The following is an 18048-nucleotide window of genomic DNA, read 5'->3' on the forward strand; positions in this document are numbered from 1 at the left end:
AGACGCGGTCCGGGGAGCATGCTCAGTGTGCGGACCGGGTGCGGGCAGGCAGGAGACGACGGCTAGGATGCTTTGGAGCAATCAGAGCGGCGGTGGCGGCGGCGGCCCGTGGGGTCGGCCCGGCGGCAACGGCGGCGGCCCGTGGGGTAACGGCGGCGGCGGCAAGACCCCGCCCAACCTTGAGGACCTGCTCCGGCGCGGGCAGGATCGCCTGCGCGGCCTGATCCCGGGCGGCGGCAACAGCAACAACGGCTATGGCGGCGGAGGCCCGAGCGGAATCGGCGGCGGCCGCAGCGCCGTGGTGATCGCGGGGCTCGCGGTTGCGGTCTGGCTCGCCACCGGCTTCTACACCGTCTACCCGCGCCAGGTCGGCATCGAGACGATCTTCGGCCGCTACGTCGGCACCAAGGGCGAGGGCCTTCGCTACAATTTCCCCTATCCGATCGGCGGCGTGGTCAAGCCGGATGTCGGTTCGCAGAACTCGATCCAGATCGGTTTCCGCGCCGGGCCCGGAAGCCAGGGCCGCAACCGCGACGTGCCGGACGAAAGCCTGATCCTCACCGGCGACGAGAATATCGTCGATCTCGACTTCGAGGTGCAGTGGCGGATCAACCCGCTCAAGGCCTCCGACTTCGTGTTCAACCTCCAGAATCCCGAGGGCACCATCAAGGCGATCTCCGAGAGCGCGATGCGTGAGGTGATCGGCCGCCGCAACATCCAGGCGATCCTGACCAACGAGCAGTCGAGCATCGCCCAGGAGGTGAAGGAGATGGTCCAGAAGGCGCTGGACGAGTACGGCGCCGGGGTGCGGATCGAAGTGGTGCAGCTCGTCTCGGTGAACCCGCCGCCGGAAGTCCGGCCGGCCTTCATCGACGTGAACGCCGCGCAGCAGGACGCCGACACGGCGCAAAACGAAGCCAAGACCTACGCCAGCCGCGAAGTGCCGCAGGCAAGGGGCCGGGCGTCGCAGATCTTCCAGCAGGCCGAGGCCTACCGGACGAAGGCGACGGCCGACGCAACCGGCCAGGCCGCGCGCTTCAGCGAGGTTTACGCCTCCTACAAGGCCGCCCCGGCCATCAGCCGCGAGCGGCTCTTCCTGGAGACGATGGAGAAGGTCCTGGGCTCCGTGAACAAGGTGATCATCGACCAGAACGGCGCACAGCCGGGCTCGGGCGCCGCGGCAGGCGTCCTGCCGGTGCTGCCCCTCACCGAGTTCGGGGCCCGCGCCCAGTCCCCGGCCGCCACGGGAGCCGCCCGATGAAACAGGCTCTCCGCACCGGCCTGATCGCCATCGCGGCGATCGTCGCGATCGGGCTCTACGCCTCGATCTTCACCGTCGGCCAGATGCAGCAGGCCCTCGTCCTGCAATTCGGCCGCGTCCGCGCGGTGCTCAACGCCACCGGCGAGGAAAAGCCCGGCCTCTACTTCAAAGTGCCGTTCGTCGAGAACGTCGTGATCTTTGACAAGCGCGTGCTCGACCTCGACCTGCCGGTGCAGACGGTGCTCACCGCCGACCGGCAGAACCTCGAGGTGGACGCCTTCGCGCGCTACCGCATCCTGGATCCGCTGCGCTTCTACCAGGCGGTGGGCAATATCGGGCTCGCCAACCAGCGGCTCGCCAGCTTCACCAATTCCGGCCTGCGCAACGTGCTCGCTCGCTCGACCCGCGACGCCATCGTCAAGACCGAGCGCGGCCAGCTGATGCACCAGATCCAAGAGGACGTGAATCGGCAGGCCAAGGCGCTGGGCATCGAGATCGTTGACCTGCGCATGACCCGGGTGGACCTGCCCGCGCAGAACTCGGCTGCAGTCTACAAGCGGATGAAGACCGAGCGTGAGCGCGAGGCCGCCGACATCCGCGCCAACGGCGACCAGAGCGCCGCCACGATCCGGGCCAAGGCCGACCGCGAGGTCACCGTGATCCTCGCCGAAGCGACGCAAAAGTCCGAGCAGCTGCGCGGCCAGGGCGACGCCGACAAGAACCGGATCCTCGCCGAGGCGTTCGGCAAGGACCCGGACTTCTTCAGCTTCTACCGCTCGATGCAGGCCTACGAGACCGGGCTGAAGGGCTCCGACACGCGACTGGTGATCAGCCCCAGCTCGGACTTCTTCCGCTACTTCAGCGACCCGCAGGGCCGGGCGACGGCTTCGGCGCCGCGCACACCGCGCGGGCCCACGGACCCGACCGCTTCGACGGGCGCGACGCGCTGACCGCTGGCGCCCCGGCGCCAGCAGACTACGATTCAAGAAAATGCGCGGGCGGCCGATTCCGGTCGGCGGCCCGCGAAACCGGAAACGCGTTCTTGAAGAGGTCGACCATGCACCCCGTCGTGAGCGCCCCCCGGGCGTCCTTCGGCCGCGCGCAGGCGCAGCCCCGTTCCCGCACCCGCTCGTTCATGGCGGCGATCCTGGTCGGCGCCTCGTTCGCGACGGCGTCCCTTCCGGTCACGGCCTTCGCCAAGGGCCCGGCCTCGCTGGCCGACCTTGCCGATCAGGTCACCGACGCGGTGGTCAACATCTCCGCCTCTACCACGGTCGATGCGCGCAGCAGCCGCACCATGCCGCAGCTGCCGCCGGGCACGCCCTTCGAGGACCTGTTCGAGGAGTTCTTCAACCGCCGCGGCGGCAAGGGCGGTGACAAGGGTGGCGAGCGGGGCGACAACGACTCGCCGCGCCAGCAGCGCAAGTCGAACTCCCTTGGCTCCGGCTTCATCATCGACACGTCCGGCATCGTGGTGACCAACAATCACGTCATCGGCGACGCCAACGACATCCAGGTGATCCTGCACGACGGCACCAAGCTGAAGGCCGAGATCATCGGCAAGGACTCGAAGATCGACCTGGCGGTGCTGCGGGTGAAGCCTACTGCCGAGCGCCCGCTGAAGGCAGTCCCGTTCGGCAAGTCCGACACGATGCGCCCGGGCGACTGGGTAATCGCCATCGGCAACCCGTTCGGCCTCGGCGGCTCGGTCTCGGCCGGCATCGTCTCGGCGCGCGGCCGGAACATCGAGTCCGGTCCCTACGACAACTACATTCAGACTGACGCGGCCATCAACAAGGGCAATTCCGGCGGCCCGCTGTTCAACATGGACGGCGAGGTGATCGGCATCAACACGGCGATCCTGTCGCCCACCGGCGGCTCGGTGGGCATTGGCTTCGCGGTGCCGTCGGATACGGCCAAGCCCGTGATCGACCAGTTGCGCGACTTCGGCGAGGTCCGCCGCGGCTGGCTCGGCGTTCGCATCCAGAATGTCGACGACGCCACCGCGGAGGCGCTCAACCTGAAGGGCGGCGCGCGTGGCGCCCTGGTGGCCGGCGTCGACGAGAAGGGTCCGGCCAAGACCGCTGGAATCGACGTCGGCGACGTCATCCTGAAGTTCAACGGCGCCCCGGTGAAGGCGTCGGCCGACCTGCCCCGGATCGTCGCGTCGACGCCCGTGGGGCAAAAGGTCGACGTGGTCGTGGTCCGCAAGGGCGAGGAGCTGACCAAGCCGGTCACGCTCGGCCGGCTCGAGGACACCGACAAGCCGCAGCTCGCCAACCTGCGCCAGCCCGAAGCCGAGAGCACGACCCGTCAGGCTCTGGGGCTGAACCTCTCCGGCATCACCGACGAGCTGCGCAAGAAGTACTCCATCAAGGACACCGTGAAGGGCGTGGTCGTCACGCGCGTCGATCCGAACTCGACGGCCGCCGACAAGCGTATCCAGCCCGGCGAAGTCATCGTCGAGGTCGGCCAGGAGGCGGTCAGCACGCCCGCCGAGGTGTCCAAGCGGGTCGACGCCTTGAAGAAAGACGGCCGCAAGTCCGTCCTGCTGTTGGTTGCGAGCGCCACCGGCGATGTGCGCTTCGTGGCGATCGGGCTCGAGTAAGCCAGATCTGACCGAGTGAGCTTGAAGGCCGTCGCTCCGGAAGGATGCGGCGGCCTTCATTTTTGCGGCTAGGCTCAATGGCTCATGGAGACTCACTCCGCGGCGCTTTCCCGCTCGGTCCCAGGTCGCGTTAGCCTGCGCACTGCGCGAGAAGCGAAGGGGCCACTCGAGTAGGCCAAGGGCTTGGCGGATGCGCGGGTCGATGAAAAGCTCATCACCAAAAGCGACATCCGCGACGTTCAGGCCGGCATCGAGGCTCTCAGCCTCAAGATAAAGTCAGACATCGGTACGACCGAAGGCGCAGTCACTTCCGCAAAGAGCGAGATGGTGCGCCGGATTTTGGGTTAGACAGGCCTTCAGGGCCAAGCCCGGCCGGGTGCCATCGTCATGCTCGACGGCATCCGCATTCACGAACCCGTCAAACCACGAACTCGGCCGCCGCGAAGCCCTGTAGGTACAGCAGCGCGGTGAGGTCGCCGTGCTCGATCCGGACCCGGGCGGCGGCCGCGACCGCAGGCTTGGCCCGGAAGGCCACACCGAGGCCGGCCTCGTCCAGCATGTCGAGGTCGTTGGCGCCGTCACCGACCGCCAGGGTCTCGGCGGGGCTGAGCCCGAGGCCATCGCGCAGCTCGATGAGCGCCGCGCGCTTCTCGGCCTTGCCGACGATCGGATCCACCACCACCCCGGTGAGCCGCTCGTCCGCGACGCCGAGCACGTTGGCCCGGTGCTCCTCGAACCCGATCATCTTGGCGATCGGCCCGGTGAACAGGGTGAAGCCCCCCGAGACCAGGCAGGTCCGGGCACCGTGCGCGCGCATCGTACGCACCAGCGTCGTCCCGCCCGGGGTAAGGCTGAGTTGCTCGGTGATCAGCCCGTCCACCGCGGCGACCGGGATGTTCTTCAGGAGCGCCACGCGCTCGCGCAAAGCCGGCTCGAACGCGATCTCGCCCCGCATCGCCCGCTCGGTGATCGCCGCGACATGATCCTTGAGGCCCAGCGTTCCGGCGAGCTCGTCGATGCATTCCTGCTCGATCATGGTCGAATCCATGTCGGCCAGGAACAGGCGCTTGCGCCGATGCGCATCGGCCGGCAGCACGGCGAGGTCGATCGGCTCGCCGGAGAGCGCGATCCGCAGCCGCTCCGTGAGGGCACCGGCGTCGGTGGGATCGCCCGGCACCAGGATCTCGGCGGCGACATCTCCGTGCAGGATCCGCGGCGGATGCTCCGTCCCGAGCACGGCGCGCGCCTCAGCCAGCACCGCGTCGGTGATGGACGGCCGAGCCGGGTTTGCTATCAGGACCGCGACCAGCATCGTGGAGTTTCGCCTTGCCAGACCGGATGGAGGCCGGGGGGCGCCCGGCGGCGATCCTCATCGCAGGGCCTACCGCGTCGGGCAAGTCAGCGCTGGCCGCCCGGCTGGCGCAGCGCCACGGCGGCGTTGTGATCAACACCGATTCCATGCAGGTCTACGGCGACCTGCGCCGGCTCACCGCCCGACCCGCCCCCGACGAGGAGGCGCGGGTGCCCCACCGGCTCTACGGCCATGTCGACGGGGCCGTGAACTACTCGGCGGGGCAGTTCTCCCGGGATGCCGCCGCCCTCCTGGCGACGCTCGACGGCCGGCTGCCGATCTTCGTCGGCGGCACCGGCCTGTATTTCCGGGCCCTGGAACAGGGGTTTTCGGAGTTGCCACCGGTGCCGGAGGCGGTACGCATGCAGGTGCGCAGCGAGGCCGAGGGCCGCCCGACCGAGGCCCTGCACGCCGATCTCGCCCGTCATGACCCCGACGGCGCGATGCGCCTGCGCCCGAGCGACCGGATGCGGGTGATGCGTGCCCTGGAGATCTTTTTGGCCACCGGCCGCCCAATCGCCAGTTTTTACGGCGACCCCGTGCCTGGGCCGCTGGCCGGCCAAAGCCTCGAGAGGCTTTTTCTGGCGCCTGACCGCACGGTCCTGCGCACCCGTATCGACGCCCGCTTCCGCACGATGGTCGCCGAAGGAGCCCTGGACGAGGTTTCTCGCCTGCGCGCCCGCAAGCTCGATCCCATGCTTCCGGTGATGCGCGCTCACGGTGTGCCGGGACTGATCGCCCATCTCGACGGGGCATTGGATCTTGAGGCCGCGATCGCCCGGGGCCAGGCCGACACGCGGGCCTACGCCAAGCGGCAGGTCACATGGTTCCGTCACCAGATGGGGACTGGATGGCGCTGGCTGGACCCGGATACGGCAGCTGAACTGTGACGAATACGATGCGCTGCGCTCCCGCGTCCTGACGGGCTCGGATGTCCGGGGATCCGTCCTCGATCAGTGACATGCACGCGCCTTTCCCGCACGCCCTTCCCATCCCGCGAAAAATCGGGAACGATCCCGTCGCTTTCCCATCCATGGACCGGTGCCTGTGAGCTTGGACGACCCATCGCCGCTCGCCCGTACCGCACCGGAGAGCGTCTGGCCGATCGATCCGGACCCGCGTCTCACGAGCCTCCCCGGTCGCCAGCTCTGGCGCTTCACGGGCGGCCGGCCGGTGGCGGCCGAGGTCGCGGGGGTCACACTCGCCGCCGGGGACGCCCGGATCGCCCATCTCGGCATCCGCCGGGATGGGGAGGGTTGGCCGTTCCCGGCCGCGTTCGCGTACGCTCCCGGGACCGGCGCGGCCCTGGGGCCGCCGGTTCCGGTGCCGGCCCCGGAGATCCTCGACGTCGCGGCTGAGAGCGTCTTTGAGGTGCCGCTGCCGAGCGGCGTACCCCTTCTGATCCGGGCCGGGCATCCGGCCGCGCTCTACCTGTTTCAGGAGAACCTGGGCGCGTTCGAGGGCTGGGACGGAAGCAGGTTCGTCGGCCTCGGACGGCTGCCCCCGGCACCGGTGGGGTCGGGCCTGACGGCGGGCCGCCGGGGTATCGCCTATGCCACCGCCGATGCGCTGGTCGGCGTGCGACTGCCGCAGCTCGGGCCCCACTCCGACCATGCCGAGGCCCGGATGCCGGGCCTGCGCTTCCGATCCGCGCCGTGCTGGCGGGGCGGGGACATCCTCGCCCTGGGCGAGCGGCATGGACGTCTCGTTCTGTGCCGCATGGCGGCCGCATCGAACGTCCTCGTACTGCACGACCTCGACGCCCCCGCGCCGGATGCGGACTTCGCTGGCCCCTGGATGAACCGGCTCGGCGATTCGTTCTGGACGGGTCCGGATGGGTTTGTCGCCTGCCGGACGCTCGATGACGACACCCGGGTCACGCCCTGGCCGGACGGCTTCGCGCCGGTGGTCGCCCAAGCACCCTGGCGCGACCGGGCCGATTTGCACCATCAACTCGGCATGGTCGCGGGCCGCTACCACGTCGCCGCCCTGGCACCGGATCCAGGTCTCCACGGTCTCGACGGGCCGCATCTCGCGGCGGGACCTTGCACCTATGCCGGCGCGGAGCGGTTCGATGTGCCCTGGCAGGCCTCCGAGGAAACGCTCAACCTTGGCGCCCATGCCGGCAACTTGCTGGTGCCGCGGCTGGCGATGACCCGCGACACGATCCTGCTCGCCCTCGACATTCCCGGCCCGCGCGGGGGCTTCTTGCGCGGCGAGAGCCTACCGGCGCCCGTGACCGGGCACGTGCTCCACCACGCCCACGGGGCCGGCCTGCGCCGGCTGCCGGTGGGTCTGACGGTGTCGCGGATCGGCGATGCGCGGGCGCTGCTGCACGATGGCATGCTCTACCTGTGGAGCCGGTCGGAATGCCGCTGCCACGCCCTGCGGCTGCGCGCATCATGAGCCGGGCGCCCCTGCGGGCCTTGCTGATGCTCGCTCTCTTGCTCGGTGGACGCGCCCTGGCCGATGCGCCGGTGCGGCAGGTCTTCCTGGTGCAGGATTCCGGTTGGATGGAGCCGTTCCTGACCGCCGAGGGCTCTCAGTTCCGACCCCTCGTCGAAGCCCTTGTGGCATCCGCGGCCCGGGGCCCGGGGGCCGACGTGGCGGTGGCGACCTTCGACCAGGACGGACAGGTGCCTGGCCGGCCCTCGCCGCGGATCCTGTATGAGGGGGCCTACGATTCCGCCCGGGTCCGGGCTGCTGTCGCGGCGATCGACCTGCCGCGCAAGGCCGGTGGCGGCGCCTATGCCGATGCCGACTTCAACGGCGCGCTGCTCGGCGCGATCCGCATCGGCCTGCGCGGCCGGGACGGGGTGATCTGGATGGTCACCAACAACAAGAACTCCCCGGGCAACAGCGCCGAGGTCGAGCGCAACACCGCCGCCTTCTACGCGGCGCTGCGCGGGTCCGACGCGATCAGCCGGATCGTCGCCTACCCGGTTCGGATGCCCCTGAAGGGTCGCAACTTCTCGGAGGGCGGCTTCGTCATCTACGGCATCGGCTACGGCGCGGCCGGGGGCCGGGCACTCGAGGCCGCCTTGGCCACACCCGGACTGAAGGCCCTGTTCAATCATCCGCCGGTGAGCTTGAAGCCGGTGCTGGCCGGCGGCCTTACGCTGCGCTTCGACCGCCTCGACGCCGGAGGGTTGCAGGCTGGGCTGGAGAACGGCGTGCTGGTAGTGCGCGGGGCCGACGCGGCGGCGGGGACGGTCCTGCGGCTCACCGCCCACCTGGGGAACGGCCTCTATCCGCAGCGGGTCGCGGCCGCCCGGCTGGCGCTGCGCTGGAACGAAGAGGGGGCCGGGACCGGGCTGGCCCAGGCAGCGGTCTCGCCGTCCGACATCACCGATCTGGCGCCCCAGGCCGAGAGCGGGCCGCTCGCGGTGGTCCTGACCCTGCCGCCGATCCCGCGTCCGGTCGGCCTCGCCGGTCTGGTGTCCGACGGCCGCACCGTGGATGGCACCCTGACTTTGCGGCTGGCGGACTTGCGCCTGGCGCTGGATCCGGCCTTCCTGGAACGGGTGCGGCCGATCTTCGGCAGCGGATTGTTGTCCGGAGACCAGATGGGCGGGCCGGTAGGGGATGCGAGCGCCGTGGAGGGCCGGCTGCCCGGCCTGTTCCGCGATTATCGCGGAGTCTCGGAAGCCTCGGTGAGTCTGCCGGTGCGAATCGAGGCGGCGTTCTCGCCCTGGCCGCTCATCGCTGCCGCCGCGGCTGCCCTGGGACTCGCTGCCGCTGCCGGCCTCGGGGCGGTGGCCGCTACCCGGGCAAGGCAGCACACCGTGACGCTCGGCACCGTCCAGAAGCGGGTGAGCCTCAGGCCGTACCGGGCCCAGACCGTCCGTGCCCCGGACGGCAGCCGCTGGCAGGTGCGGGCGGGCCTGTGGGGGCCGGCCCGAGCAACCCGTCTCCAGGAGCCCGGAACCGGCGCATGATGTTTTTGTATCGCGATGGCGTTGGGCCATCCGGGATCGTCCGCGTCCAGGCCCGGACGGGCCAGGATTTCACCATTCCCGCCCCGCAGAACCCGGCCCCGCAAGCCGATCCGCTCCAGACCGTGCCGCCGCCGGCCCAATCCAGCACTGCGGCGAACCCGTTCAGCGGGCTCGAACGGGGGCCGACCACCACAGAACTCGCGCTCGGCGCCGCCGCGGTGGTGGTGCTGGCGCTGCTGTTCCTGTTCGTCCGCCAGGGCGTGCGCGCCCACCTGATCAACCGCCGCGCGACGCTGGACGCCGCCAACGGCGCGAGCTGGATGCTGTTCTCGGCGCTGATGCTCACCGCGTCGATCCTGGTGAGCGCCACGGTCGGCCGGCTGTGGCAGGCCTGGGCGGGGCTGGCGGCCGGCTTCGCGCTCTGCATCGTGCTGTTCGGCGCCGCCCTGGTGCTGTTCCTGCGCGCACCCGACCGGAGGCGCTGAGACCATGGCTGATGCCCGGCCCGCCGCCGAGACCGAAACGCTTCTGAAGGTCCGCCCGACCGTGTTCGTGGCGCTTGGCGGCACCGGCATGGAGGTGCTGCTGCGCCTGCGTCGCCGGATCCTCCAGGCCGACTGGAACGGGACGCGAATCAGCGCCCTCGACCAGTTTCCGGCGGCGTCCTTCCTGTATTTCGACACCGACACCCTGGAGGCCCGCGAGGCCGGCCGGGCGGCGGCCACCGACGCGCTCTCGGCCAAGGTCGCGTTCCGCGAGGGCGAGACCCTGCAGAAGGCCGTCAACCTCGCTCGCTACCAGGCCGAGCGGCGCAGCTATCCGCACATCAATTCTTGGCTTCCCGCTCGGGACCTGTCGCGCATCGACGCCTCGAAGGGTGCGGGCCAGATCCGCGCCATCGCGCGGCTGCTGTTCTTCGACGAGGTCCGCAATTTCACCGGCCGGCTCACCGCCAAGGCCGGCGCGGTGCTCGCCAACGTCTCGAACGAGGCGCAGTTGCGTGCGCTGGGCCTCGACACATCAACCGACCTGCGCGTCGTCGTGGTGGCGTCGGTTGCCGGCGGCACCGGCTCGGGGGCGGTGATCGATGCCGGCTACGCGATTTCCTCGCTGGAGACGCCCAAGCGCCCGGACGCGGTCGACCTCTTCCTGGTCCTGCCCTCGGGCTATGTCGGGGCCAACAAGGACCGGGTCTTCGCCAACGGCGTGGCCACCCTGTCCGAACTCGAATACGCCATGCGGGGCAATCCGGAGCCGCCCTATGTCGAGAGCTGGGGCGACCACGCTCGGGTCTCCCGGGCGGTCGAGCGGCCGTTCAGTGACGTCTACCTGTTCGACACCCAGAACCTCGCCGATCAGCGCACAGGCGCGATCGGCGACCTCTACGACATGATGGCGGACGTGCTGTTCGAGGATTTCGGCAATTCCGAATTCTCCGGCCGCAAGCGCTCCACCGGGGTCAACCAGACCCAGCACAAGATGCGCAAATGGGCGCCGCCGAGCCCGGACCGCGCCAGCCGTGCCGCCCTGTTCTCGCTGAACTACTCGGCCCTGGGCCAGGCGGTGCTCGCCACCCGCGGCAGCCTCGAATTCGAGGAGCACGCCGCCAGGGCGGGCCTCGGCATGGTGGAGGCGTTCTTCGGCGTCGCCCGCGGGCAAGGGGAGCGTCTGGCGGAGCGCAACATCCCCACCGTGGAGGAGCGCGACCGCTTCGCCGCCGACCGGCTCGCCCTGCGCTTCTCCGCCTTCGAAGCGTTTCCGAGGGTGCTCCAGCCGGCGCCGCCCGGCATCCCCGAATACGACCTCGTCGGCACGCTGCTGCAGCGGGCGGACGGCTCGTCGATCCAGGAATCGGTGGCGCTCGGCGTCGAGGAGGCGGTGGACGCGATCAAGGCCGAGATCGCCAGCCCCAGGGACTGGGCGCCGAACCTGCGCAAGGCAGCCGAGCGCCTGCGCGACGACATCCTGGGCCGCACCGGCTCGGGCGCCGCCTACGGTCCCCGCGGCGCCGAGGTGCTGGACGTGCGCGCCAAGCTCGAGGCGGCCTGGCTCTCCGACCGGGACGGCGCTCTGCCGGCCGCGTTCTATCGCCTCCTCGACGACCAGGAGCGTGGCGGCCTCGACTACGCGCGGGCGTTGATCGAGGGCGTCAAGGACCTGATCGAGGCCGATGGCGGCGCGCTCGCCCGGCTCACCGCCGCCGCCGACACCTACGCTCGCCTCGCCGACGAGATGCTGGCCGAGCACTTCTCCGCCTCGCTGAGCCGGCTCGATCAGGTCCGCCCAGGCTTGATCTTCTCGCACCGGCGCGACGCCGAGCGCTACCTGGAACAGGCCCGGGAGGATCTGCGGGGCTCCTGCGTCCTGCGCATCCGCGCCGTGGCCGCCCGGGAGGGGGCCGAGCTGCTGCGCCGGGTCTCGGCCAGCCTCGGCGCCCGGACCGGGCGCGACCCGGAGACCGGCGCCGCCCGCTACGACGGCCTGCTCGGCGCCCTGAACCAGGGCCACGAGGATGTGGGTCGACTGATGCGCGAGCTGCGCCTCGACATCGCCGAGATCCGCAACGCCATCGAGCGCCCCTCGGGCGGTACCTTCCTGGTCCTGCCCTCCGGCGACCTACCGGACAAGATCGCGGTCGCCCCGGCCGAGCAGCTCGCCTGGGCCCGCGAGGCATTCCGCGCCTATGGCGGGTCACGCGCGATCTTCGCGCTGCTGCGCGAGGAGGAGCCCCGGGCCGACCTGCTCAACGCCGTGCGCGAGATGGCCCGGCGCCGACTCGGGCCGCACCGCGCCCGCATCCCGTCGGCGCTCGACGCCCTGCGCGAATTGCCGCCCGCAAAGCAGCGCGAGACGCTGGAGCTGATGCTGCTGCGCTGCATGCCGTGGATCTACGCGCGGTTCGACGCCTTCAGCCCGGGCGGCGACCAGTTCAAGACGATCCTGGCGGTGGAAGGCTCGCGTGCCTTCCAGGCGGAATTCGGCCCGATCCTGCGGGCGAGCCTGCCGCCGGTGCTGGGCGCCGGAGAGATCGGCTTTCTCGAATCGAGCCAGCGGGGCCGCATCGTCTGCTACTGCGAGCTGTCGGGCGTACCGCTCGACGTGCTCAATCCCCTACGCCGCGATTGGCGGACCGCCTACGCGCAGGAGCTGGACCGCCTCGACGCGATTCCGCTCCACAATCACAAGGACTATCTTCGCTTCCCGGACCCGGTTGCCCCCTCGGCCGAAGAATCGGATGCCCTGCGCGAGACCCTGTCGCTGTTCCTTCGCGCCGTCTGCCTCGGCCTGCTCCAGCGGGCGCCGGAGACGGGGCTGTGGCGCTTCGCGTTCGAGCCCGGCGACTGGCGCAGCGTCGGGTCCGAGCGGACCCTCAGGCGCAAGCTGTTCGACAGGGTCCAGCGCGCAGCGATCGAGGCCCAGCTCGCCGAGGCCGAGGCGGCCCTGTCTCCGGTCCAGAACCTCGCGATGGCGGCCCTGTTCGCCTGGACCGCCAAACGGGCCTACGCACCGCGGCGGGAGACAGTGAACTTCGACGCCGAGGCCAGGGTCGGCGGCGTCGGCAATGCCGTCGCGGCGTCGCTTGCCCTACGCTGGCGACAGGCCGCCGTTGAGGCCGGCGGCCTGCCGGTGGATCCGGACCGGTTGTTCGACACGCTGCTCGCCCGGGTCGAGGACTGGACCAAACCGATCTCGGGGAGCCTCTCCGACGTGTCGGCCGAAGAGGCCAACCGCGACCCGTCCGATCCGCCGGCCCTGCGGGCCGTGGACAAGCGGGTGATCGAGCCGGCCGCCTTCACGACCGAGGCCCTGCTGCGCCTCGCGAGCCCGGCCGCGCCCGCCCCGCCGCCACCGCCGATCAATCTCTTCTACGTCTACCGAGACACGGTCGAAGGCCCGTTCCCGCTGGCCGAACTCGTCGCGCAGGCGCGCACAGGCACCCTGAGCGCTACCACCCAGATCCACCCGCAGGGAGGCGCCTGGATCGCCGCCGGGGACCACCCGGCGCTCGCCCCGCTCCTGGCTCCGCCCCCGCCTCCACCTCCGGTCCGCTGAAAGGACTTTCGATTTGTGCGGGTGGCTGGCCGAAGGAGTGACATGGCCACACGGACCTTGCGCGCGCAGCCAAGCAACTCAGTGATGCGCCACGTCTTAAAATCGCGCGCGGCCTTAAGTAGCTTTCCTGCACCCGCAATGAGGGCCGTGGCGCTCAGCTACGCATCGCTACAACCTGCGCCCACGCCGCCCGGATCGCCGATCGGGCGAAACGGCTATTCGCCGAAACGGGATCGGGTTCGCCGCCGGCCAGCACCGTCCGCCGAAGCGCGGTGAGCGCCGGGTCGCCCCAGGCGTTGAGCAGGCTTCCGAACGCGGCATGGCGGGCGGCGTCAAAGCCGGCCCGGCGGCCCGTCGCGTCCTTGGCCGGGTGCGCCGGATGCAGCGCCGCGCAGGGCACGAGACCGGACGGGATCGGTGCGGTGGCCGCGTGCGTCCGGCCGAGCCGCAGGAGCTGGGGCAGGATATGCGTGTGCGGCCCCGATGCGCTTGCGCCGCCGGCCGGCGGGATCGGCGTATAGACCTCGACCCGGCCGAAGCGGGCCGAGAAAACCCGATGCGGGCTCGCCTCCATCAGGAGGGCCCCGATCGCAGTGCCGGGCGCGAGGATCGGTCGTCCGCACGCGGCTCTCAGACGGTCGATCAGGTCGGGAGCGGCCACCCGCACGCAGGCATCGACCGCCCGGAGCCCGAGGCCGAGATCGAACAGGATCGCCCCGCGATCCTGCACCCGCGACGCGGCCTCATCCGGTCCGAGCTCCGTCAGCACGACACGGCGGCCCATGGCACAGGCTTGAGCGGGCAGGCACAGGGCGACCGCTTGGCTCCACCCGCCGGTGAAGCCGGTCTCGTAGGCGAACGGCACCAGATCCGGACTCGCGGTGAGGGCGATCGCCCCCCGCGGCGTCGCGAGCCCGATCCGGCCACCCTCGCAGAACGCGGCGGACTCGGCCGGATCCCGCGCGAAGGCCGCCACCGCCCCGTAGGCACCGAGGCTCCAGGTGCAGGCCGGGTCGGCAAGGTGATCGCGCAGCAGGAACTCAACCGCGACGGGGGGCATCGGCTCTCCTTGAACCGGCTTTTTCTTGCCAGATCGTTTTGGCCAAACCCGTTACGGGCAAGACTGACCCTGGAAAACAACGGCGAAGACCGCCGGTCGGCCGGCGGCCCGCAACCGACACGCCTTGACACGGCCGGCGAATGACCGGAAGTCGCGCTTCGATCATCGAGGTTGATCTCGGCGCAGCCGGCGCGATGCCCGGGACGTCCGAAACGGAGAGGTCCGCGGGGCTGCCCGGCAGCATCGGCGGTGAGGGGCGCGCTGGCATGGACGTGTTCGAGACCGAAATCCCGGACGTGAAGCGCATCAAGCCGAAGCGCTTCGGCGATGCGCGCGGCTGGTTCTCCGAGACGTTCCGTGCCGACGCGATGGCCCGGGCCGGGATCACCGCCCCGTTCCTGCAGGACAACCAGTCGTTCTCGGCCCCGCAGGGCACGATCCGCGGCCTGCACTTCCAGATCGCCCCGCAGGCCCAGGCCAAGCTGATCCGGGTGCTCCAGGGCGCGATCCTCGACGTCGCGGTGGATATCCGCAGCGAATCGCCAACCTTCGGCAAGTACGTGGCCGTGACGCTGGACGCCGAGAGCGGCGAGCAGCTCTACATTCCGCACGGTTTCGCCCACGGCTTCTGCACCCTCACCCCGGACGTCATGGTCGCCTACAAGGTCGATGCCTATTACAGCCCGGAGCACGACCGGGCGCTGGCCTGGGACGATCCCGAGATCGGGATCCCGTGGCCGGTCGCGGGCGAGGCCGCGATCTTGTCCGACAAGGACCGCCGCGCACCCCGGCTCGCCGATCTCGGCCGGGTTTTCTGAACCCGCGTTTCCGGCCGCCGCACGGTCGGGCCGTATTTTCGTCACGCCGGGCGGTCTTTAGCTCCCGGCAGCTCATTTCCGCACGCGAACGATCCGAAGGGGACCCACCATGCGCATTCTCGTGACCGGAGGCTGCGGCTTCATCGGCTCGGCGCTGGTGCTGCACCTCGTCAACGATCTCGGCCACGAGGTGTGCACCCTCGATGCGATGACCTACGCGGCCAATCCGATCTCCCTCGCGCCGCTCGCCGACAACCCGCGCCACCGGCTGGTCGAGGCCGACATCTGCGACCGCGCCGCCGTGCAGGCCGCCATGACCGAGTTCAAGCCGCAGGCGGTGATGCATCTGGCCGCCGAGAGCCATGTCGACCGCTCGATCACCGATCCGGGCGCGTTCGTGCGTACCAACGTCATCGGCACCCAGACCATGCTGGACGCCGCCCGGGGCTATTACGAAGCCCTGCCGGACGCCGAAAAAACGTCCTTCCGGTTCCTCCACGTCTCCACCGACGAGGTCTACGGCTCACTGCCCCCGGGCGCGTTCTTCACCGAGGACAGCCGCTACGACCCACGCTCGCCCTACTCGGCCTCGAAGGCGGCGTCCGATCACCTGGCACGCGCCTGGCACGAGACCTACGGGCTGCCGGTGCTGGTGACCAACTGCTCGAACAATTATGGGCCACGGCACTTCCCGGAGAAGCTGATCCCGCTGATGATCCTCAACGCCCTCGAGGGCAAGAAGCTGCCGGTCTACGGCGACGGCCTGAACGAGCGCGACTGGATCCATGTCGAGGACCACGCCAAGGGTCTGGTCGCGGTGCTGGAGCGTGGCCGGATCGGCAACACCTACCTGCTCGGCGGCCGGGCAGTGCGCAACAACCTCGCGGTGGTGAAGGCGCTCTGCGCGGCGTTCGACCGGCTGCGGCCGGAGCAGGGCCCCCATGAGCAGCTGATCAGCTTCGTCGCCGACCGGCCGGGCCATGACCGGCGCTACGCCATCGACTGCACCAAGGCCGAGACCGAACTCGGCTGGAAGCCGCAGAAGACCTTCGAGCGGGCGTTGGAAGAGACCGTGGCCTGGTACCTCGACAACGAGAGCTGGTGGCGCCCGATCCGCGAGGGCCGCTACACGGGCGAGCGCCTCGGGCTGACCCGCTGATGGATATCCTGGTTCTCGGCGGCGGCGGACAGGTCGGCACCGAGCTGCAGGCCCTGGCTTGGCCGGACGGCGTTTCGGTGCACGCGCCGACCCGGGCGGAGCTCGACATCACCGATTCGGGCGCAATCGCCGGCGCTCTGGCCGCGCGCGATTACCGGGCGGTGATCAACGCCGCCGCCTACACCGCGGTCGACAAGGCCGAGTCCGACGTGGTCGAGGCCTGGCGCCTGAACGCGCTCGCCCCGGCGATCCTGGCGGCCGCGACGGCCCAGAAGAAAATCCCGCTCGTTCACGTCTCGACCGACTACGTCTTCGCCGGGACGAAACCCGACGGCACCTACGCGCCGGACGCGCCGATCGACCCGCAGAGCGTCTACGGCGCCAGCAAGGCCGCGGGCGAACTCGCCGTACGCAGTGCCAACCCGCGCCACGCGATCGTGCGCACCGCCTGGGTGGTGAGTCCGCACCGTGGCAACTTCGTCAAGACGATGCTGCGGCTCGCCGGCGAGCGCGACGCCCTGACGGTGGTCAACGACCAGCACGGCTGCCCCACCTCCGCGGCCGACCTCGCCGCCGCCCTGGCGACGATCGCCCGGCGCCTGGCCGAGGATTCGGACGCGCCCACCGGGACGTTCCATTATGTGAATGCCGGCGCCACCACGTGGCACGGCTTCGCCGAGGCTATCGTGGCAGGGTCCGCCCGGCGCGGCGGCCGGTCGATCCCGGTCACCGGCATCCCGACCTCCGCCTATCCGACACCGGCCCGGCGGCCGGCCAATTCGCGCTTGTCCACCGACAGCCTGACGGACGCCTACGCCATCGCGCCGCGGCCCTGGCAGGCGGCGCTCGACGACATCCTGGACCGGCTCGTGGGGCCGGTTCGAGAGGGAGCTTCCAAGCCATGAAGGGCATCGTCCTGGCCGGCGGATCCGGCACGCGCCTGCATCCGGCCACGCTGTCGATCAACAAGCAGCTGCTGCCGGTCTACGACAAGCCGATGATCTACTACCCGATCTCGGTTCTGATGCTGGCCGGCATCCGCGAGATCCTGATCATCTCGTCGCCGGAGCACCTCGACAACTACAAGCGCCTGTTCGGCACCGGCGAGCAGTTCGGCCTGCAATTCACCTACGCGGTGCAGCCGCGGCCAGAGGGCCTGGCCCAGGCCTTCGTGATCGGACGCGACTTCGTCGGCACCGACGACGTGGCGCTGATCCTTGGCGACAACCTGTTCTTCGGCGCCGGCATGAGGGAGCTGCTGCACCAAGCGCGGTCACGCAAGGACGGCGCGACGGTGTTCGCCTACCACGTCGACAATCCGCAGGCCTACGGCGTGGTCAATCTCGACAAGACCGGGCGCCCGACCAAGATCGTCGAGAAGCCGCAGAATCCGGAATCCACCTGGGCAGTGACCGGCCTGTACTTCTACGACAACCAAGTGCTCGACATCGCCGCCGCCGTGAAGCCGTCGGCCCGGGGCGAGCTGGAGATCACCAGCGTCAACGAGGCCTATCTCGAGCGCGGTCAGCTCTACGTCGAGCGGATGTCGCGCGGCTATGCCTGGCTCGACACCGGAACGCACGACAGCCTGCTGGAAGCCAGCGAGTTCGTCCGCACCCTGCAGAACCGCCAGGGCCTCCAGGTGGCTTGCCTGGAGGAAATTGCCTTCCTCCAGAAATTTATCACCCGCGAACAGTTGATCGCCCGCGGCGAGATGTTCGCCAAGACCAATTACGGCCAGAACCTGCTCCGCCTCGCCCGCGAGAGCGAGGACGAGTTGGCTCTGCGGTAACGCGCGCC

15 protein-coding genes are annotated in these 18048 nt (G+C 70.2%); 13 read left to right on the plus strand and 2 right to left on the minus strand.

Annotation, left to right across the window (positions count from 1 at the left end):
* The first annotated feature begins 67 nt into the window (after window positions 1-67).
* The 4 genes from hflK to AC0IY0_RS00130 all read left to right on the plus strand — a co-directional run bounded on the left by hflK (window position 68) and on the right by AC0IY0_RS00130 (window position 4217).
* Window positions 68-1261, plus strand: a complete 1194-nt coding sequence (gene hflK, locus AC0IY0_RS00115; RefSeq protein ID WP_471762750.1) for an FtsH protease activity modulator HflK — start codon at window positions 68-70, stop codon at window positions 1259-1261.
* On the plus strand, window positions 1258-2211 hold the full coding sequence (hflC, locus tag AC0IY0_RS00120; RefSeq protein ID WP_147857461.1) for a protease modulator HflC: 954 nt from the start codon (window positions 1258-1260) through the stop codon (window positions 2209-2211). The genes hflK and hflC overlap by 4 nt, the downstream gene beginning before the upstream one ends.
* A 107-nt stretch (window positions 2212-2318) precedes the next feature.
* Window positions 2319-3869 carry a Do family serine endopeptidase gene (locus AC0IY0_RS00125; RefSeq protein ID WP_187193716.1) on the plus strand — a complete coding sequence of 517 codons (1551 nt, stop codon included), beginning with the start codon at window positions 2319-2321 and terminating at the stop codon, window positions 3867-3869.
* Between the two features lie 183 nt (window positions 3870-4052).
* On the plus strand, window positions 4053-4217 hold the full coding sequence (locus AC0IY0_RS00130; RefSeq protein WP_471762752.1) for a hypothetical protein: 165 nt from the start codon (window positions 4053-4055) through the stop codon (window positions 4215-4217).
* A gap of 70 nt (window positions 4218-4287) precedes the next feature.
* On the opposite strand, the gene serB is transcribed toward AC0IY0_RS00130, so the two are convergent.
* Entirely contained in the window at window positions 4288-5181 is an 894-nt protein-coding gene (gene serB, locus AC0IY0_RS00135; protein WP_471762753.1) for a phosphoserine phosphatase SerB, read from the minus strand.
* Between the two features lie 26 nt (window positions 5182-5207).
* On the opposite strand from serB, the gene miaA reads away from it, so the two are divergent.
* From miaA to AC0IY0_RS00160, 5 genes are all read left to right on the plus strand, one after another.
* Window positions 5208-6110, plus strand: a complete 903-nt coding sequence (gene miaA / locus AC0IY0_RS00140; protein ID WP_471763013.1) for a tRNA (adenosine(37)-N6)-dimethylallyltransferase MiaA — start codon at window positions 5208-5210, stop codon at window positions 6108-6110.
* Window positions 6111-6267: 157 nt separating this feature from the next.
* Window positions 6268-7626 (plus strand): hypothetical protein, encoded by a 1359-nt coding sequence (locus AC0IY0_RS00145; RefSeq protein ID WP_471762754.1) that lies wholly within the window; start codon window positions 6268-6270, stop codon window positions 7624-7626.
* Window positions 7590-9158: a hypothetical protein gene (locus AC0IY0_RS00150; RefSeq protein WP_471762755.1), complete on the plus strand. Its 1569-nt coding sequence runs from the start codon at window positions 7590-7592 to the stop codon at window positions 9156-9158. The genes AC0IY0_RS00145 and AC0IY0_RS00150 overlap by 37 nt, the downstream gene beginning before the upstream one ends.
* A complete protein-coding gene (locus AC0IY0_RS00155) occupies window positions 9155-9643 on the plus strand; it encodes a hypothetical protein (protein WP_147939376.1) in 489 nt (162 codons plus the stop codon). The genes AC0IY0_RS00150 and AC0IY0_RS00155 overlap by 4 nt, the downstream gene beginning before the upstream one ends.
* A 4-nt stretch (window positions 9644-9647) precedes the next feature.
* Window positions 9648-13211 carry a tubulin-like doman-containing protein gene (locus tag AC0IY0_RS00160; RefSeq protein WP_471762756.1) on the plus strand — a complete coding sequence of 1188 codons (3564 nt, stop codon included), beginning with the start codon at window positions 9648-9650 and terminating at the stop codon, window positions 13209-13211.
* A gap of 154 nt (window positions 13212-13365) precedes the next feature.
* Here AC0IY0_RS00160 and AC0IY0_RS00165 read toward each other — a convergent pair whose 3' ends face one another.
* Complete coding sequence (locus AC0IY0_RS00165) at window positions 13366-14271, minus strand: DUF6925 family protein (RefSeq protein WP_471762757.1); 906 nt, start codon at window positions 14269-14271, stop codon at window positions 13366-13368.
* Window positions 14272-14537: 266 nt separating this feature from the next.
* On the opposite strand from AC0IY0_RS00165, the gene rfbC reads away from it, so the two are divergent.
* From rfbC to rfbA, 4 genes are all read left to right on the plus strand, one after another.
* The gene (gene rfbC, locus AC0IY0_RS00170) at window positions 14538-15089 is read left to right on the plus strand and encodes a dTDP-4-dehydrorhamnose 3,5-epimerase (protein ID WP_471762759.1); all 552 of its coding nucleotides are present in this window, start codon (window positions 14538-14540) and stop codon (window positions 15087-15089) included.
* 109 nt (window positions 15090-15198) lie between these two features.
* Entirely contained in the window at window positions 15199-16248 is a 1050-nt protein-coding gene (gene rfbB, locus AC0IY0_RS00175) for a dTDP-glucose 4,6-dehydratase (protein WP_471762760.1), read from the plus strand.
* Window positions 16248-17153 carry a dTDP-4-dehydrorhamnose reductase gene (rfbD, locus tag AC0IY0_RS00180; RefSeq protein WP_471762761.1) on the plus strand — a complete coding sequence of 302 codons (906 nt, stop codon included), beginning with the start codon at window positions 16248-16250 and terminating at the stop codon, window positions 17151-17153. Before rfbB ends, rfbD begins: the two co-directional genes overlap by 1 nt.
* The gene (rfbA, locus tag AC0IY0_RS00185; protein WP_419830321.1) at window positions 17150-18040 is read left to right on the plus strand and encodes a glucose-1-phosphate thymidylyltransferase RfbA; all 891 of its coding nucleotides are present in this window, start codon (window positions 17150-17152) and stop codon (window positions 18038-18040) included. Before rfbD ends, rfbA begins: the two co-directional genes overlap by 4 nt.
* The last annotated feature ends 8 nt before the right edge of the window (window positions 18041-18048 follow it).

It is taken from the genome of Methylobacterium sp. AC315, assembly GCF_979253755.1.

Bases quoted from the DNA above. Each gene is read 5' to 3' on its own strand.
- hflK (WP_471762750.1), top strand. From the start codon at position 68: ATGCTTTGGAGCAATCAGAGCGGCGGTGGCGGCGGCGGCCCGTGGGGT.
- hflC (WP_147857461.1), top strand. From the start codon at position 1,258: ATGAAACAGGCTCTCCGCACCGGCCTGATCGCCATCGCGGCGATCGTC.
- AC0IY0_RS00125 (WP_187193716.1), top strand. From the start codon at position 2,319: ATGCACCCCGTCGTGAGCGCCCCCCGGGCGTCCTTCGGCCGCGCGCAG.
- serB (WP_471762753.1), bottom strand. From the start codon at position 5,181: ATGCTGGTCGCGGTCCTGATAGCAAACCCGGCTCGGCCGTCCATCACC.
- miaA (WP_471763013.1), top strand. From the start codon at position 5,208: ATGGAGGCCGGGGGGCGCCCGGCGGCGATCCTCATCGCAGGGCCTACC.
- AC0IY0_RS00150 (WP_471762755.1), top strand. From the start codon at position 7,590: ATGCCGCTGCCACGCCCTGCGGCTGCGCGCATCATGAGCCGGGCGCCC.
- AC0IY0_RS00155 (WP_147939376.1), top strand. From the start codon at position 9,155: ATGATGTTTTTGTATCGCGATGGCGTTGGGCCATCCGGGATCGTCCGC.
- AC0IY0_RS00160 (WP_471762756.1), top strand. From the start codon at position 9,648: ATGGCTGATGCCCGGCCCGCCGCCGAGACCGAAACGCTTCTGAAGGTC.
- AC0IY0_RS00165 (WP_471762757.1), bottom strand. From the start codon at position 14,271: ATGCCCCCCGTCGCGGTTGAGTTCCTGCTGCGCGATCACCTTGCCGAC.
- rfbC (WP_471762759.1), top strand. From the start codon at position 14,538: ATGGACGTGTTCGAGACCGAAATCCCGGACGTGAAGCGCATCAAGCCG.
- rfbB (WP_471762760.1), top strand. From the start codon at position 15,199: ATGCGCATTCTCGTGACCGGAGGCTGCGGCTTCATCGGCTCGGCGCTG.
- rfbD (WP_471762761.1), top strand. From the start codon at position 16,248: ATGGATATCCTGGTTCTCGGCGGCGGCGGACAGGTCGGCACCGAGCTG.
- rfbA (WP_419830321.1), top strand. From the start codon at position 17,150: ATGAAGGGCATCGTCCTGGCCGGCGGATCCGGCACGCGCCTGCATCCG.